General features: G+C 61.4%; 16 protein-coding genes and 1 pseudogene. 5 read left to right on the top strand and 12 right to left on the bottom strand.

All coding sequences use genetic code 11. The annotated features are described in order from the left end of the window. Positions 1 to 104 precede the first annotated feature (104 nt). Positions 105 to 368 (bottom strand): DUF2285 domain-containing protein, encoded by a 264-nt coding sequence (locus tag QQL28_RS35235; protein ID WP_284273131.1) that lies wholly within the window; start codon positions 366 to 368, stop codon positions 105 to 107. A gap of 231 nt (positions 369 to 599) precedes the next feature. Between QQL28_RS35235 and QQL28_RS35240 the strand changes: the two genes are divergently transcribed. Continuing rightward, positions 600 to 833, top strand: coding sequence for a helix-turn-helix domain-containing protein (locus tag QQL28_RS35240; RefSeq protein ID WP_284273133.1), 234 nt, complete (start codon positions 600 to 602; stop codon positions 831 to 833). A 162-nt stretch (positions 834 to 995) separates the two neighbouring features. Next, the gene (locus QQL28_RS35245; protein WP_284273135.1) at positions 996 to 1,412 is read left to right on the top strand and encodes a hypothetical protein; all 417 of its coding nucleotides are present in this window, start codon (positions 996 to 998) and stop codon (positions 1,410 to 1,412) included. 108 nt (positions 1,413 to 1,520) lie between these two features. On the opposite strand, the gene QQL28_RS35250 is transcribed toward QQL28_RS35245, so the two are convergent. Continuing rightward, positions 1,521 to 1,847, bottom strand: a complete 327-nt coding sequence (locus tag QQL28_RS35250) for a DUF736 domain-containing protein (protein ID WP_284273137.1) — start codon at positions 1,845 to 1,847, stop codon at positions 1,521 to 1,523. A 703-nt stretch (positions 1,848 to 2,550) separates the two neighbouring features. Between QQL28_RS35250 and QQL28_RS35255 the strand changes: the two genes are divergently transcribed. Then, entirely contained in the window at positions 2,551 to 2,880 is a 330-nt protein-coding gene (locus QQL28_RS35255) for a hypothetical protein (protein WP_284273139.1), read from the top strand. Positions 2,881 to 2,923: 43 nt separating this feature from the next. On the opposite strand, the gene QQL28_RS35260 is transcribed toward QQL28_RS35255, so the two are convergent. After that, complete coding sequence (locus QQL28_RS35260) at positions 2,924 to 3,130, bottom strand: cold-shock protein (protein ID WP_284273169.1); 207 nt, start codon at positions 3,128 to 3,130, stop codon at positions 2,924 to 2,926. A gap of 447 nt (positions 3,131 to 3,577) precedes the next feature. On the opposite strand from QQL28_RS35260, the gene QQL28_RS35265 reads away from it, so the two are divergent. Next, positions 3,578 to 4,324, top strand: coding sequence for a class I SAM-dependent methyltransferase (locus QQL28_RS35265; RefSeq protein ID WP_284273141.1), 747 nt, complete (start codon positions 3,578 to 3,580; stop codon positions 4,322 to 4,324). A gap of 54 nt (positions 4,325 to 4,378) precedes the next feature. Here the strand turns inward: QQL28_RS35265 and QQL28_RS35270 are convergent, their stop codons facing one another. After that, positions 4,379 to 4,819, bottom strand: coding sequence for a hypothetical protein (locus QQL28_RS35270; protein WP_284273143.1), 441 nt, complete (start codon positions 4,817 to 4,819; stop codon positions 4,379 to 4,381). Between the two features lie 151 nt (positions 4,820 to 4,970). Continuing rightward, positions 4,971 to 5,135 carry a hypothetical protein gene (locus QQL28_RS35275; protein WP_284273146.1) on the bottom strand — a complete coding sequence of 55 codons (165 nt, stop codon included), beginning with the start codon at positions 5,133 to 5,135 and terminating at the stop codon, positions 4,971 to 4,973. Positions 5,136 to 5,530: 395 nt separating this feature from the next. On the opposite strand from QQL28_RS35275, the gene QQL28_RS35280 reads away from it, so the two are divergent. Further along, positions 5,531 to 6,793, top strand: coding sequence for a HEPN/Toprim-associated domain-containing protein (locus tag QQL28_RS35280; protein WP_284273148.1), 1,263 nt, complete (start codon positions 5,531 to 5,533; stop codon positions 6,791 to 6,793). Positions 6,794 to 6,809: 16 nt separating this feature from the next. Here QQL28_RS35280 and QQL28_RS35285 read toward each other — a convergent pair whose 3' ends face one another. From QQL28_RS35285 to QQL28_RS35315, 7 genes and pseudogenes are all read right to left on the bottom strand, one after another. Next, the gene (locus tag QQL28_RS35285; protein ID WP_284273150.1) at positions 6,810 to 7,739 is read right to left on the bottom strand and encodes a DUF2493 domain-containing protein; all 930 of its coding nucleotides are present in this window, start codon (positions 7,737 to 7,739) and stop codon (positions 6,810 to 6,812) included. A gap of 326 nt (positions 7,740 to 8,065) precedes the next feature. Beyond that, positions 8,066 to 9,133, bottom strand: a complete 1,068-nt coding sequence (locus tag QQL28_RS35290; RefSeq protein WP_284273152.1) for a DUF7146 domain-containing protein — start codon at positions 9,131 to 9,133, stop codon at positions 8,066 to 8,068. Then, positions 9,133 to 10,911: pseudogene (locus QQL28_RS35295) on the bottom strand (strawberry notch C-terminal domain-containing protein); the annotation flags it as partial. The pseudogene QQL28_RS35295 and the gene QQL28_RS35290, both read right to left, overlap by 1 nt. A gap of 129 nt (positions 10,912 to 11,040) precedes the next feature. Further along, the gene (locus tag QQL28_RS35300; RefSeq protein ID WP_284273154.1) at positions 11,041 to 12,051 is read right to left on the bottom strand and encodes a tyrosine-type recombinase/integrase; all 1,011 of its coding nucleotides are present in this window, start codon (positions 12,049 to 12,051) and stop codon (positions 11,041 to 11,043) included. Continuing rightward, positions 12,048 to 12,959 (bottom strand): tyrosine-type recombinase/integrase, encoded by a 912-nt coding sequence (locus tag QQL28_RS35305; RefSeq protein ID WP_284273157.1) that lies wholly within the window; start codon positions 12,957 to 12,959, stop codon positions 12,048 to 12,050. Before QQL28_RS35305 ends, QQL28_RS35300 begins: the two co-directional genes overlap by 4 nt. Next, a complete protein-coding gene (locus QQL28_RS35310) occupies positions 12,956 to 14,491 on the bottom strand; it encodes a tyrosine-type recombinase/integrase (protein ID WP_284273159.1) in 1,536 nt (511 codons plus the stop codon). The genes QQL28_RS35305 and QQL28_RS35310 overlap by 4 nt, the downstream gene beginning before the upstream one ends. A 483-nt stretch (positions 14,492 to 14,974) precedes the next feature. Then, on the bottom strand, positions 14,975 to 15,588 hold a 614-nt coding region (locus QQL28_RS35315; RefSeq protein ID WP_284273161.1), incomplete at its 5' end, for an IS91 family transposase.

A 15,588-nucleotide genomic window follows, 5' to 3' on the forward strand; every position in this document is an offset into this window, starting at 1 on the left:
CTTTTTGTTCTGTGCCCCGCACCACGATCCCTAAAGACGCTAAAAGAGACTAGACCCGGAGGTTGCATCACGCGAGATCGCAATTTGCGTGATTGGGGCGCAAATCACTGCATCCGCGGTTCCAAAAGGTCCTGATATCCGGCTTCCACCATCCATCGCGCGCGAGCGAGATGGCTATCATGGACATTTTTGGCACGATCTGGTTCGCGCGTGGGGTCGAGGCCGAAGATCACGCTGACCACCTCGCGCCAGTCGGCGCCCTCCTCTTCGGCCATCAACAACCGAACGTAGATAGCAAGATGTTTCTCGTCGTAGGCGTTGACGCGATCCGTTATTGGCGGCCGGTCCTGGAATGGCGCATTGTTCATTGCAATTGCCCCTCAGCATTGATGCAGCGATTAGAATTCATCTAAGCTTCAGGACTTTGCAAGCTGGGAAATCGTCACGCGCGAATTGTGCCGTGATGCGCAGATCGCATCGCGGCGCTCCCCGGAAGCGGCACACCAGGCCCTAGCCAGACGATATGAATAGCACAGTGACGCACGAATCGGAATGATCGTTCCTGGAACGATCATTCCGATGTGAGTTCCCTTGTTGCCATGGATCTCAAGGAGGTCATGGCGGTCAATCTGCGTCGGATACGTCATGTGAAGAAAATGACGCAGGAAGAGTTGGCCGATGGCGCTGGACTAAGCGTCCGTTACGTCGGCGCAATTGAACGCGCAGATGTGTCGGCCAGCGTAACCGTGCTCGGCCGAATTGCGGAGGCGCTAGGGGTCGAGGCAACCGATCTGATCAAACGAACGGCGGTTCATCCTCATCGGTCTCGATGACGCGACGAATTCGTGCTCCATTGCACCCTTGGCACATTATGAATCAACTCGGCATGCGTCACGCATAAGTTGATAGGCGACTTTACGTAAATCTGGTTTGTCTCCAGAGACGCATACCTTTCAGGGACGGAAGGGCATACTGAGTGAGATGGAGTGGGCTTTATGCCCCTGTACGAGCACTTGCCATCCGACATCCGCGAAGTCGTGGACGCTTACGTCGCGGACCTCAGGCCCCAACCTTGGCGAATTCGCTTCCTGTTGTTGATTGATCTCCTTCAAGAGAAGTTGGAGACCGGGGCCGCCGCCGAGCAGTGGCGCCTGCTTCAACAATGGACTGGCATAGTGACGGCGATCTTGGAACATTTGCCGCCTGACAGCTCCGTTGTCGAATGCTTGGGGTTGATGAGCATCAGCTTCAACGACGAATGGCGCGCTCAGGCACTCGGCCAGATCGAACGGGATCCCACGGCGCTGGATCGTTTGGTCGCAATTTGCCCCGACTGGGAAGACATCGTCGAGACCGTGTGGGAAGCCAATCAAAGACGGCCGATCAAGGCGGGACAGGTCCGCGGTCGCTGATGGAGACCGGTCCGCGGTCCGCGCCGGCTCGCGAAGCTCTGTACGGCCGGCTCTTGAGCAAGGCTATGCCTCGCCCGGGGCCAGCCGGGCGAGGCATTGTGGCTCGGATCAGTCCCGGTTGCGACGGCTGGGGCGGGACCAGATCAGGCTGAAGCCCTCACCGTCTTCGTCGTCGAAGAGGTTGGCGAAGATCGGAGCGGTGAAGCTCGGATCGTCGAGCTTGAGGCCGAGATAGTCGCGGCCCTCGTTGGAGCGCTTGGACCAGGCGGCTCCAACCTGCACACGGCCGATGTAGACCCGGTGGCTGGGGGCGTTGTCGCCCGAGCGGTTGGTTTCGGGGACGATCCGGACGTTCCTCGCCTGGAGCGAGAGAGTGACGATTTCGCCGTTGAATTCGTTGTTGCCGGTCTTCTTGAAGGTGCCGATGGTCGCCATGGTAGTTCTCCTTGATCTCTGTTCTCCGAGCCCGCACCTTGCGGCCTCGATGGTGATCGACAGGCCGGAGGCGATCGACGGCGCACCCCGAAGGGGCTGGACAGCAAAGGAGGAACTTTCTTGTTTCGCGAGGAATGACGGCGCAGCCGGCAGGGGAAGAAAGTTGTGACGCCGCTGTTGCGCCATAGGCGGTCGAGGCTTCAGCCGTCCTTCGGCCAGATCCATCCATCGAAGAGGCCGTTTGGTGCGCTCGATCCGAACAGAGCTGGCATCAAGGAGAACGTGGCGATTTGCGAGCCCACCGAGAGAGCTGGTCCAGTGAATCCAATGCTGCTTAGCTCTCTGTAGTGGAGACGGACGGATCTCCGCTTCCGCGATCGCGCGTCGGCAGCACACGCCCCGTTCACGAGAGCCGCCGGCCGTGTGATCCGTCGCCGTTTGGTCGATGCCGCACAACGACTGCCACGAAACTGCCACTCTGCGATGATCGGTCGAGCCTCGACGCTCAGGCTTCGCTGAGTGTAGCTCAAAGACAAGAATCGCGAGCACGCTGGATGCCTGATCCGGTCAGTTACAATGTAATCGCTGTCAGCTCTCGCCAGGCCTTCCGGTCCCGCAGCGATTACGACTAGCCGCGCAGCCCGAAAGCAGGATCTCGTGCAGGACGATGCCCGTTAAGAGATCGGGGGAGAAAGAGAATCGGATGAGCGACAATAGCAACCTCGAAAACAGAACCATCGAAGCGATACGGCATTATCGCGAGGCCCTCGCCGTGGTGGACCGCCTGGAGCGAAAAGAACGTTCCGCGCATCGAGCGCTGACCAGGATACTGCCTGAATTGGGGCTCGCCTTACGCAGCGAAGACCCGCGGTCTCTCAAGGATAGCATTGAGATTGGCTTGGCAGCTGTCTCGCGGCAGGACCAAGCGTGGGCCAACCTAACCGAGGCGGCTGCACGATTGGAGTCAGCGCGCCTGACTTTGGCCGCCCTTGAGCGCCAACTGGGATATATCCCACGTGTCTCGAAAGCGTGAGATTCGGACTAGCTCAAAGAATGCCGGGACGTCGAGCTGCGCCTTATCCTAGGCGGAGATTTTCTGCGGCTTGTTTGCCGCTGCGGTTCGTCACCACCTCGTAGCTGACCTTCGCGCCTTCAACGAGCGAGGTATAGCCGGCCTTCTCTACCGCAGAGATGTGCACGAAAACATCTTTGCCACCATCATCCGGCGCAATGAATCCATAGCCTTTCGTCGGGTTGAACCACTTAACAGTCCCTAACGCCACGTCATTTGCTCCAAAAAGAAAAACCACCTTCTCATCTAAATCAATCAACGACCCGGCGGCAAGTCTCTGCGCGACGTGGCGAGGGATCCGTTATCTCGCTCGGTAGTAGGTCTTGGACAGAAGGCCCCACGTGATGGTCGTGCGAAGTACAAGCACCTTGAAAGGTCGACATTCAAGAACGACGACGCGAAGGTCACATTTTCTTCGAAAACCGCGTGCTAACTGTCGCCTGGTTGTCGCGGCCGGATGTACGCCGTGGCATCACGGGAGCCCCGGCCTTCATGCCGGGGTTTTTCGTTTTCGGCGCGAGAAGTCCGCCCGATTCAAGATGTCTTTTGTGCAGCTTGATTTGAGTAGGATCATGACGCGTCGCAGCCCACCGCGACAATTCTGGTTGGATCAGGAAGAACCGTCCGGGCAGAGCGAAAAGCCGAACAGCAGGCAAACATGGCGCAGAATATCTACGACAATCCCGATTTCTTCGCTGGCTACAGCCAGTTGCCCCGGCAGGTGCATGGGCTGGACGGCGCTCCTGAATGGCCCGCGATCCGGGCCATGCTGCCCGATTTGGGTGGGAAACGTGTCGTTGATCTGGGATGTGGCTTCGGCTGGGCCTCGCGCTGGATGCGCGAGCAGGGCGCGGCCTCGGTTCTGGGTCTGGATCTGTCGCAGAACATGATCGAGCGTGCCAGGGCGGACACAGCGGACACCGCCATCGAGTATCGCATCGCCGATCTCGACACGCTGGACCTACCTGAGACAACTTTCGACCTCGCCTACAGCGCACTGACCTTTCACTATGTTCAGGATTTTGGCCGCCTCGTGCATGTGATCCGCAAGGCACTGGTTCCTGACGGGCATTTCGTCTTTACGATTGAACATCCGATCTTCATGGCAGCGGTACACCCGCACTGGATTTCCGATGAGGAGGGCCGCAAAACTTGGCCGATCAATCGATATTCCGTCGAGGGTGAACGTCGGACGGACTGGTTCGCCAAGGGCGTTCTGAAATACCACAGGACACTTGGCACCACCCTGAACACGCTGATCGGCGCGGGCTTTCAAATTCGGCGGGTCGAGGAGTTTGCCCCGACACGCGAGCAGATCCAGCAGATGCCTCAATTGGACGAAGAATTAGAGCGTCCCATGATGCTGATTGTGTCTGCGTCCACATCGATTGCCGGTAGTGCTTAGAAGCCGTCGTAATACCCGGTCTGACTAGGTCCTGCCGGGCGCCCAGCACTGATGTCAGCCTCGCGCCACGCGTTGTCTTGCTGGTTCGTCTAAGGCCATCCCGGTGAAGCGAACCAAGGCCGTGATGCTAACGGCAACAGCCCCGACGACCGCGAAAACCGTGTGCCACGCGGGTGATGGCATCACCATCTGGGCAATTCCGTGCGCGGCGCTGTAACCGGCGACCGTGGCGGGCGCAACATAGAGGAGGATGATCAGGAGCCGAAGCCAAGTCCATGGCACGAAGGCGAGCGCGAGTTGGCCAATGCCAATGGTCACACCGCCCGCCATGAGCCCTGCTGCTGCGCCACCGAGCACTCCGGCGCCGGTGTGGAAGGCCCAGGTGCCGATCGTCAGGCCAACGAAGAAAGGCAGTGCGAAAACAGCGAGCGTGAACAGCAACCAGCAGAAGAAGCCGATGCCAACGAGGACAAGCAGTGGTCCAAAGATGATCATGGTGGTGGTCTCCGTGAGATAAAGGTCTGACGGTCGCGCCTTCCACCACCACCACGGCGCAATCGACAGCATAGCCAAAAACGGCGGAGACGGGGAGCGGAAATCCGAAAGGACCTCCGCTCACCGGCCAGCGATCTGCAGCGCGCCTTCGTCATTGGAAGGGATCGAATTCGTAAATCACGGCGGCCGGATCGCCGTCGTATTCGGCGGTCGGCATGACGCCGTATCCACCCATACCGGTGCGGAAGATAACGACGCAGACCATGAGGGTGGTGGCGAGGTTCCATGCGTTGGCGAAGGCAAGGCTTTGAGACATCGGTCCGGCTCCTGTTCTGAGGCGGGGACCATCCCCGCGCGACAGGCGCCCGATGAATCCGGCAGTAGGCCGCAATCACCGCGCAGGCGAAGACGAAGCGGCGGCACGCTTCAGCGTAAGCCGACCCCTTGCGGGTTGATGGCGTCAGGCCTGCGCCCGGATCAAGGATCAGCGCCGAGGCAGCGGGGCGGTGTCCGCCAGATAGGGGCCTGGTTGTCAGGGCTGCGTGGCTCTCAGCTGGAACATCGTTGCCGTCACCGTGCGGGAGGTGATCGGCTAGAATGGATTGTGAGTCGATGTGCGGTTGGGGAGGCCGACTGGCGGAGTTCAAAGGGCGCGCCAACCGCTCGCTGGATCACACCACCATGCTGGAGATTGGCCTGTAGGAGCGATGGATGGGAAGTTACTGCGGAATCTATTTCGATAGGACCGAGATCTGTGGCGCAAAGTCCGTCGTTCCCGATCAATTTTGCGCGCTATTCCAGGAAAGCGACCGAGCCGTCAGGCCGTCGGTTGATGAAGAGGAAAATTCTGACGTGGTCTACGAGGCGCCCCGAGCGGTCGTCTTGTCCCGCCTGGATCTCTTGGGCTGCACAGCCGCTACGGCGCGTGAACGGCTGGAGGCTTGGCTCGCAACAACGCGCGAGACGTGGGAGGAATACTGCGCCGATGGCGGTTGGGCAGAGGAAACGGCCGCCGCACTGCGCTCATTCTCTGTCGAGGATTGGTATCGGCGGGCGCCCGATGTGCTCGCGACCATGTACACGCGCGAGGAGGCGACGGACGAGATTCGCCGGATGCGTGATCGCGACGGCGAGGGCTGGCTTTGGTTCGACGGCTATGGATCCCTGATGAGCCTCCGGGCTTTGTTGGATGCCTGCGTTGACGTGCGGTACGTCTCTCTCGACATCACGGCGCTGATCGGCGGTGGTTGGATCGAGTCGAATGCCAGCATTTGCGACGACAAGAGGGCTTCTGCTCCCCTTGCCCCCCGTCCGCTGGCAACGACGGTCATTCTTGCCGAGGGTAGTACGGACATCCGGATATTACAGCGCTCGCTCACGGCGCTGTTTCCAGAGCGGAAAGATTACTTCTCGTTCTTCAACCATGCTGAGCTGAGCGTGGATGGCGGCGCCGCGTATCTCGTGAAATTTCTGAAGGCATTTGCGGCAGCGCGGGCACCGTTGCGCCTCGTCGCCGTGTTCGACAATGACACGAGTGGACGTCAGGCGTATCGGCAGGCCAGCGCCTTGGGGCTGCCGGACAATATGATCGTGGTCGTGCTCCCGGACACGGAGCTTGCGTGTCAGTATCCGACTTTCGGCCCTCAAGGGGAGCATGTCGTCGACATCAACGGCAAAGCCGCAAGCATCGAGCTTTACCTCGGCCAAGCGGCTTTGACGAAGGAGGGCGCGCTGCGGCGGGTGCGCTGGAGCGGCTACAATGCCGCCGCCGATGCCTATCAAGGCGAGATCGAGGGGAAGGCAGAGGTAGAGGCTGCGTTCCTTCGCGCCTTGGCGAATTGTTCAAACCCGGCCGAGGCACGGATGGAGTTTCCGGAGTTGGCTGAAGTGTGGACCACGATCTTTCGTGCCGTCGAGAAGGCGGCGGAGGAGGCGGAGCGGAAGTTGCACGATCGTGCCGCTCAAGTCGGATAGCCGAAATATGCGGCGCTCACGCGCCGCCGAATTTCCAGACCGGGATGCCTAGCTTCTTGGCCTTGTCGGCGAGATTGTCCTGGATGCCGGTGCCGGGGAAGTGCATCACGCCGATGGGTAGCGTCTCCAGCATCGCATCGTTGCGTTTGAACGGAGCGGCCTTGGCATGCTTCGTCCAGTCGGGCTTGAAAGCAATCTGCGGGACCTTGCGGTTGTCGGCCCATTTGGCAGCGATCAGTTCAGCGCCCTTGGGCGATCCGCCGTGCAGCAGCACCATGTCGGCATGCTTGGCGTGCACCTGGTCAAGCTTGGCCCAGATCAAGCGGTAATCGTTGAATTCGAGACCGCCGGTCAGCGCCACCTTCGGTCCCGCCGGCAGGAGCACCTGATTGTCCGCGCGCTTCTTCGCGGCCAGGAAATCGCGGCTGTCGATCACAGCGGCGGTCAGATTGCGGTGGTTGACCTTCGACCCGTTGCGCGGCCGCCAGCTCGAATGGGTATGGCGTTCGAACTCGTCGGCGGCGTGGTCGCGCATCAGCTCGAAGGCGTTGCGTCGCTCGATCAGGGTCTGCCCTTCTGCCGTCAGTCGCTCCAGCTCGACGGATTTGATCTCGCTGCCGTCCTGCTCCCGCTGCGACCGCTGCTGCGCCAGCTCGTTATCGTCGAGTTCGCGCTCAATGCTGGCGATGGCACGGTGGAACACGTTCACCGTCGACCAGAGCAGGTCTTCGAGGTCAGGCTCAAGACGGGTATCGGACAGTGCCGCCACCAGGGCCTCGAAGATGTCGGCGACGCTTCCGGCGAGGACTCTCGCTTCAGGGAGCCCGCGGGGATCGGGCTCATCGTGGAAGGGACGGTAGCCATAGAGCTGGAGTTCCTGGAGGACTTGGTCGGTCGGGGATGAGCTGTGGCGCGGCTCGAAATCGTTGTCGTGGTCGGCGGTCATTGCGGTTTTCCCTCGTCGGATCGACCGCGCCCATCGCGGCCTTCATGGCGACGAAAGCGGCAGGCGGAACGGACTTGCACCCGCAGCGCAGCGGAGGGCCGGAGCCTTGGCGGAGGACCGAAGGGGGCCGATTATTTTGTCTCGCGATGTAAAGGCGGCTCTGCCGCCGACGGAAAATAGTCGGCCCACGAGGTTGCCGGTCCGGGCCGCCTGCTGCCCGATCGCCCTCTCAGAAGGCCGTGGGGCGGTCCTCTCCGGCGCTGAGGGGAAGCACGATCACCGGCCTCGCGCTAACGAAGCGGCCGCGTAACCCCTCCGCGTTCCGGCTATGCCGCCAGCTCCATAAAGCGTGTGACGTCCTGCGCCGCGATCTGCACGCGGCACGCGGCCCGAAGGGCGTCAAATCCGAGCAGGCGAAGATCCTCGTTGAAGTCGCCAAGCCGTGGCGAGATCACGATTGCCTCGATCCCGGCCACCTGCGCCCGATCAATTAAGGTTGCCATGGCGCCGTTACCGGCAGGATCGTCATCGCGGGCGACGTAGAGCCGGCGGAGCGTGTCCGGGAGGAGGATGGCGGAAAGATGCGCCGCCGAGAGGGCTGCGACCATCGGCATGGTTGGCAGGACGCTGCGGAGCGACAGCATCGTCTCGATGCCCTCGCCGGCCGCCATGACTTCACCAGCTACGCCAAATCGAACGGCGTGACCAAGCAGGTCGCCCATCGCCCGTTTCGGCGCGTCAATCAGCGCCTTGCCAAGCGTCGTCTCGCTGAAGCCGCCGGGGTCGAGCCAGGTGCGATGCACGCCGGTCAGGTGGCCGTTCAGATCGGTGACGGCGGCGATCATGGCCGGCCAGGTCTCGGTCGGACTGTGGTCGTCGGGCCGGTAGTAGCAATGTGGGTGAAAGCGCAGACTTCCGGTTTCGTGCAAAGCCGTAATGCCGCGATTGCGGAGATACGCTTCTACGAGTGTGCCTGCGATCGACTGCGACATGCCGAAGAGCCGCCGCGCCGCCTCCGGCGATCCGAGGGGCACGGGCGATTTTTTCAACCGGAGGCGATTTGGCTCATTCTCCAGTTCTGAACGCGGCAGATTGAGAAAGCGTCGTGCCTCATTGGTCGTATCGCGAAAGTTCGTGAAACCGCAGCTCTCGCGGATCACGTCGAGGAGATCGCCATGTTCGGCCGAGGCGGCATCTCGCCAATGCCCGGCGGCGCCGGGACCGGATTCCGGTCCGCTGAGCCGGACGAACATCGAGCGGCCGGGCGTATTGCGGACGTCCCCCACTGTCCAGTAGCGGCCCTGGCGCCGCCCGTTGGACAGGTAATGGCGGCACACCGCCTCGGCCTCACGCGCGAGACGGCGGGCCAATTCGGAGGCGTTGTCGCGGGCCATCAGGCGGCCTCCCGCTCGCCGATGCGCACGACCGGATAGTGGTCGAGCACCTTTGCCAACACGGCGGCGCCCGTCGCATCTGATGGCACGAACATGCGCAGCTTCCAGGAGATGATCTCGCTGAAGAGGCCGTAGGCGCGCAGCCGGTCACGCATCGCATCGGTGAAGCCGGACAGCTCGATGCGATGGGTGCCCATCACGCGGACACGACGGAGCTGCAGATCCTCGGCGAGGTCGAGGACGGTGCGCCCCTCCATCAGCGCCGAGAAAGCCTCTTGTGGGGTCAAGCTACTGGCACCGTTCGCACAAGCGTTCGCCGCCCATGCTGGCGAGACCCTGCGACCGATGATGCGCTCGCCCTCGTCGGTCTGGAGCCGATAGACCCGGGTCGAGTCGTTCGGCAGCCGCTTCCAGATCGGCAACAGCAAGCCGGCGACGATGTGGAGGATGCTATCGGCGAACTCGGGGACGTCGACGACTTCGCCGTTCCATGCTGCGGCGAACGTCTCGCGATCCGCAGGCTGCCAGTGGCTTTCGTCCATCATCTTCATCGAAGCGTGATGGTGCTCCATCGGACGGATCAGCCGCACGCGGCGTTCGATCTCGCCGTCATCGAGCATGAGGCTCGGCGCCGGAAGCTGCACCGCGGCGCGCCCCGAGCGCTCGTTGAGCAGCAGCACCGCCCGAGCATCGGCGAGATAGTCGCGCGCTTGATCCAGCGTCACGGGGCGATTGCGCCGGCGTTCCGTGACCGTGAGCAGCCGGGTTTCCGCGCGGGTCGCGGGGTGCGTGTAGATCGGGCGCCGATCGGTAACAACGAAGCTCTCCGCCTGCAGTGTCTCCAGGCCGACGTCGTAGACGCCGCTGGCGATGGCGCCCTCGACCTTGGCGTTCAGTAACTGCTCGAAGGCCGTGAACAGCACACCTTGCAAGTCGATAGTGAGCGCGAGTAGTCGGTTGAGGAAGGTCGTGATGGGCGGCAGCTCGTCCTTGATGCCGTTCGCGTCCATGAGCTTCAGGCCCGTGGCGTCCTCGAAGATCTGGAGTGAGCAGCCTTCTATCTTGCCGCGCACGAGCAGCAGGTAGAGCTGGCGCAGCGCATCTCGGGCGTAGTGGCTCTCAAGATTGTCCTCGGGACGGAACAGGCCCTGGCCGCCGGTCTGGCGCTGGCCGCGCGTGATGGCACCCAGCGTGTCGAGCCGGCGCGCAATGGTCGAGAGGAAGCGCTTCTCCGCCTTGACGTCGGTCGCGATCGGGCGGAACAGCGGCGGCTGCGCCTGGTTGGTGCGGTTCGTTCGACCGAGCCCCTGGATCGCGGCATCGGCTTTCCAGCCCGGCTCGAGCAAATAATGGACGCGAAGCCGGCGATTCCGCGCCGAGAGTTCGGCGTGGTAGCTGCGGCCCGTGCCGCCAGCCTCCGAAAAGACAAGCACGCGCTTTAGGTCATCCATGAACGCGGCGGTTTCTGCGAGATTGGCGGAGGCGGCACGGTTCTCGACGGCAAGGCGGTCACCCCAGCGCACCAAGCGCCGCGAACGTCCCGTCACTTCCGCCACGAGATCCGTGCCGAACCGCTGCACGATCTGGTCGAGCGCGCCCGGAACGGGCGGAAGCGACGCGAGCCGCTCGATCAGCTCATTGCGGCGGGCGACCGCCTCGCGGCTCTCGACCGGCTGGCCATCGCGGAAGACGGGCCGGGACGAGAGATTGCCCTCGGCGGTGAAGGGCTCATAAAGCTGCACCGGGAAGGAATGGGCGAGGTAATCGAGCACGTAATATGCCGCGACCGCATTATGCAGAGCACGGCAGGTCAACTCTTTGATCTGCTTTTTCATTTCCTCATCTCCACTTGACATAATCATAGGTGCCGGGCGGAGGTCGCCCGGCGCTGCGATGGCTGTTCAGATTTACCGGTGCCGTGGGTTGGTTGCGGCCGCGAGAGCGGCCATCAGCTTGTCCGACGGCTCTCGGAACCGGCCAGCCCTGATCAGCGGGGGATGGTGAGCGTCAAGAAGCGCAAGCTTCTCGGTCGGGTCAGCGCGCAAATACATCTCGGTGGTCTGGATACTGGCATGACCGAGCCAGAGCGCCACCTTACGGACGTCCCCGGTTGCCTGGAGCGTGTGCATGGCACAGCTATGCCGAAGCACGTGCGGCGTGACGCTTTTGCCGGCAATTGATGGCAGCGTCTTGCCGGCTTTGGCAACGTGCAAGCTGAGCCTGTAGGCGAAGCCATCGCGGCTCATGCGTTGGCCATCCCGGCTCAGGAACAGTTCTGGACCGTGACCATTTGGCCGAACGGCTAGCCATGCTCGCAATGCGGCCTGAGTTTCTTTCCAGAGTGGCAGGATACGTTCTCGTCGTCCCTTGCCGAGGACGCGGACGCTGGAAAGCGACCTGTCGGCGAAGTCTTCCATCCGCATCGCCAGCAATTCGGACGCACGCAAACCCGCGGCATAGGCGAGATGGAGCATCGCGCGGTCACGCAGGCCGCCGCGCGTGCGGATGTCGGGTGCGGCAAGCAGTGCTCGGATCTCTTCCCGGGTCAGATAGTCGATGAGCCGGGTGTCCGTTCGTTTGACCGGTAGCGCCCGGATCATCATAGCCTGCTCGAGACAGGCCGGTTGCCGATGTTCGACGAAGCGAAAGAACGCCTTGATCGCCGAGAGCCGTGCATTGCGAGAACGGGCGGTATTGTCCCGCCCTTCTTCCACATGCTGCAGAAATGCTCGCACGAGTCCGACGTCGAGATCCTCGATCATGAGGTCGGAGGGCTGTCGTTTGAGCCGAGCGGCGGTGAAACGCAGCAAGAGCGTAAACGCATGCGCGTAGCTCGCGATTGTATGCGGGCTTGCACCACGTTCATTCGGAAGGTGGTTCTGCAGGAACGCAGAAAGGTCCGGAGCGAGCGGAATCATGCTGCACCTCCGACGAAGGCGCCTTCTGTTGCTGAAGCGATCGTGCGCAATAGGACAGGTGTGGCCTCGAGATACCAATAGGTGTTGGCAACCTCGGCATGGCCGAGATAGGTGCTCAGCGCACGCATGTGTCGCAGAATAGCCTGCGGATTATTCCCGCAGGCTTCCAGAGACCGCACTGCGAAGGTGTGACGAAGATCGTGCAGCCGGGGACCCGGGCCCGTTGGGTTGCGGTACCCGAGCCGTCTGACAATCCGGACGAAAACCACATGGGCTCTGGTCTTGGTCGGAGCATGACCGTGACCCAACACAAAGAGATCGTCGCTTGCGCCGCGAACCTCACGTCGGACGGCAAGGTATTGCTCAAGGGCAATCCGGGTTGAAGCGTGTAGCGGAACGAGGCGGCTTTTACCGAACTTGCCGCTGCGAACCATGAGGCCGTCATCCGTCAGGTCATCGCAGCGGAGGGAAAGAGCTTCCGAAATGCGGAGCCCTGTCGAGGCAAGCAATCCGAACAGATTATGATATGTAAGCGGGCTGATCGGAGCCAAGCCTGGCACCTTCAGAGCCTCCGCCATGATGGTTGCGATTTGATCCGGCATTAGAATGTACGGAGCTGGCCGCCGCCGTCGGCCGCGCCCCATCAGCCCTGCAGCCGGGACTTGATGCCGTGGGTCTTCACCGTGCAGAAACTCGGCAAACGCGCGTGCGAGGCCAAAACGCACACGGGCTGCGTTCGGCGTAGCGGCTTCACGCACCCACTCCAGTATCAACTCGGCGGTTATTATGGTGGCGGCTCTTTCGCTGGCGAATACAGCGAACTGATTCAGCGCCTGCTCGTGTGCATCGAACTTCTTGCCAAGGGTGCGATGCAGCTGAATGTAGCGATCGACGTGATGATGGATCATGACGCTGCTCCCGGCCAAGGCTGGGCAACGGCTGCCAGCATCGAGACATCCACCTTCGCGTAGATTGCGGTCGACTCCCGAGAGGCGTGTCGCAATGCGACGCCGATCTGATCAAGATCGGCACCGTCGCGCAGCCAAGCGGAGGCCAGTGAATGACGGAACACATGGGATCCCGTCGGCAGACGGGAAAATCCACCACGCTTCAGGATGCGGGCGACAATACCGGCGATCTCGGCCGCAGAACGCAGCGGGGTAAACGGCGCCTGTGTCCGCAGAAATACCCGGTCCGTCGAGACGAAGGGCCGGGCTTCCTCGATGTAGGCGAGAAGTGCATCCCCTGCATCCTGGGGCAACGGCAGCATCGTTCCGCGACGGCTTTTGCCGTGCAACCGTAATCGACCCGCTCGCCAGTCGATATCGGAAAGGTGCAACTGCCACACGTCCCCAGCCCGCAACCCCATCCGCGCGAGCAGGAGAAGGATGGCGCGATCCCGGATATCGACTGGTGTCGTCGCGCCAGAAGATGCAACGATATCTTCAATTGTCGCCGCCGGGATAACGCGCGGAACGGTTGACAGCTTCCGTCGAACTGCGGGCGGTACTGCATGCAGCAGGAAGGGGGCGCAAAGCCCCTGGATGACGGCGAAGCGCAGAAACGCCCGCAGCACGGTCACTGTCATGCGGATCGAAGAACGAGACCGTTCTTTGGGCTGATCCAGAACGATCGAGCGGATGGTCCCAGCATCGTATTGCGCCGGATCAGTGCCGAGAACGCCGATCCAGCGTCCGGCCTCTTGCCGGTAGCGCCGGATGGTCTCGGCCGTCGCCCCACGCTCGCGACGTAGCCATTGGGTGAAGCCGTCCAGCCGCGGATCGACCTCGAGAGAATCAGGTGACACAGAGGGATTGATGACACCCTGTTCACGCAGGAAACTGACGAAACGGTATGCACCTCGACGGCGATCCTTGGTTCCAGTGCCAACAACCCGTCGACCTCGCTTGGTTCGGATGCCGCAGCGACAATTGTGCAGGGCAAACTGTTCAATGGTGATGTCAGTGATCTCCTTTGAAGGAATACGCGCCTGGAAGATCCATTCGACGAAATGCCGTGCCTGACTTAATCCCCTAGTATAGTTCGGTTCGCTGTAGCCAACTGCCGTAAGCTCGGCGGCAAAGTCCGCGAGATATTTGTCCAGCCGTTCGACATTGTCCGGAACGGTTACGACCCCCGCATTCTCCAGATAACGGAGGAACCGGCGGACATCGGTGATGTAGACCGGGTCACGTAGCTGCCGGGAGCTATAACGTCCGCACCGACAGCGATGCCGCGCGAAACGATCAACCGCTGCCGCATCAATATCGGCGCGCGCGATCCCATGAGCGCCTGCCCACTTCAGAAAATGTCGCGCCGCGCTCAGGGCACCGGCCGCGAGCTTGGGATGCTGCGCCAGATAGCCCTGGACGAGCGCACGATCATCAAGAGAGGCGGTGCGTGGGTCACCGCCGGAGCGAGAGTTGGTGGGGAAAGCCATGAGGGTGTCCTTCTGCTGTTGAGAGCAGAGGCATCATGATTATGCCAAGTGGAGATGAGGAAATGAAAAAGCAGATCAAAGAGTTGACCTGCCGTGCTCTGCATAATGCGGACGCGGCATATTAGAGAGCGTTTTTAGATTGGCGGCGCGTGGTTCGGTACCCAACACGAGCACTCGCGAGGGGCGCCGGCAATCTAAAAACGTGTTGGACGAAGCCGCGGGCACGCCGCTGCAGCTATGGGTGTTGAATCACTGCGCCGTTATTTGTGGACGTCGTGATCTGGACTGGAGACAAGTCCAAAGCGGACATTGTCATGAAAGTACTGGGTGGAAGCGACATCTGGGAAGCGAAGTAGCCGAAAAATGCGAAGCGCCGGAGGTTTGACGTCGGAAGAACGACAACAGGGCATCTATCGGCTGCCACGGCGGCCGGAAGAATTGCGAAATGGAAGGTGGCGGTTCTTGGTTGATCGAGGTCTCGCATCAAGAAGTGTCCGGTGAACGAGCGGCACTGAACGAACCTGGCTGCAAGACCTCGACGCACACCATGTGGCCTTGATGACAGGATGGACATTGACGCAAGGAAGCGGCATTGCAGTGCTCAGCCTTCTCGGGGCAATCGGATGGCTCTTCCGGCTCCGAACGTGCATCGGCGGATATCATTCCGAGCAGTTCACGGCAGCGAGCGAGCTTTTGCTTGCGGTAGCGGTTACCCAGAAAACCATAGTAGCGAATACGTTTGAAGCCTTCGGGCAGGACATGGATGAGGAAACGCCGAATGAACTCCCCGACGTCCAGCGTCATTACTCTCTGCTGGCTTCCGTGGCGGTAATCCTTCCATCGAAAGCGTACTTTGCTGTCTTCGATATCGATGACACGGCTGTTGCTGATCGCTACCCGATGCGTATAGCGGCCGACATAGTGCACAACCTGTTCGGCGCTGCCAAATGGCGGCTTGGCGTAGACAATCCAATTGATTCTGCGGACATCGTTCAGATAGCGCTGAAACGCAGCCGGATCACGCAACGGTTCCAGCGACGAGAAGAATTGTAGCTCGCCGGTATCGAACGACTTTTGCAAGGCGCTGAGAAATAGCC

Origin of the sequence: Bradyrhizobium iriomotense (assembly GCF_030160715.1) — a bacterium.
Taxonomy (GTDB): domain Bacteria; phylum Pseudomonadota; class Alphaproteobacteria; order Rhizobiales; family Xanthobacteraceae; genus Bradyrhizobium; species Bradyrhizobium iriomotense.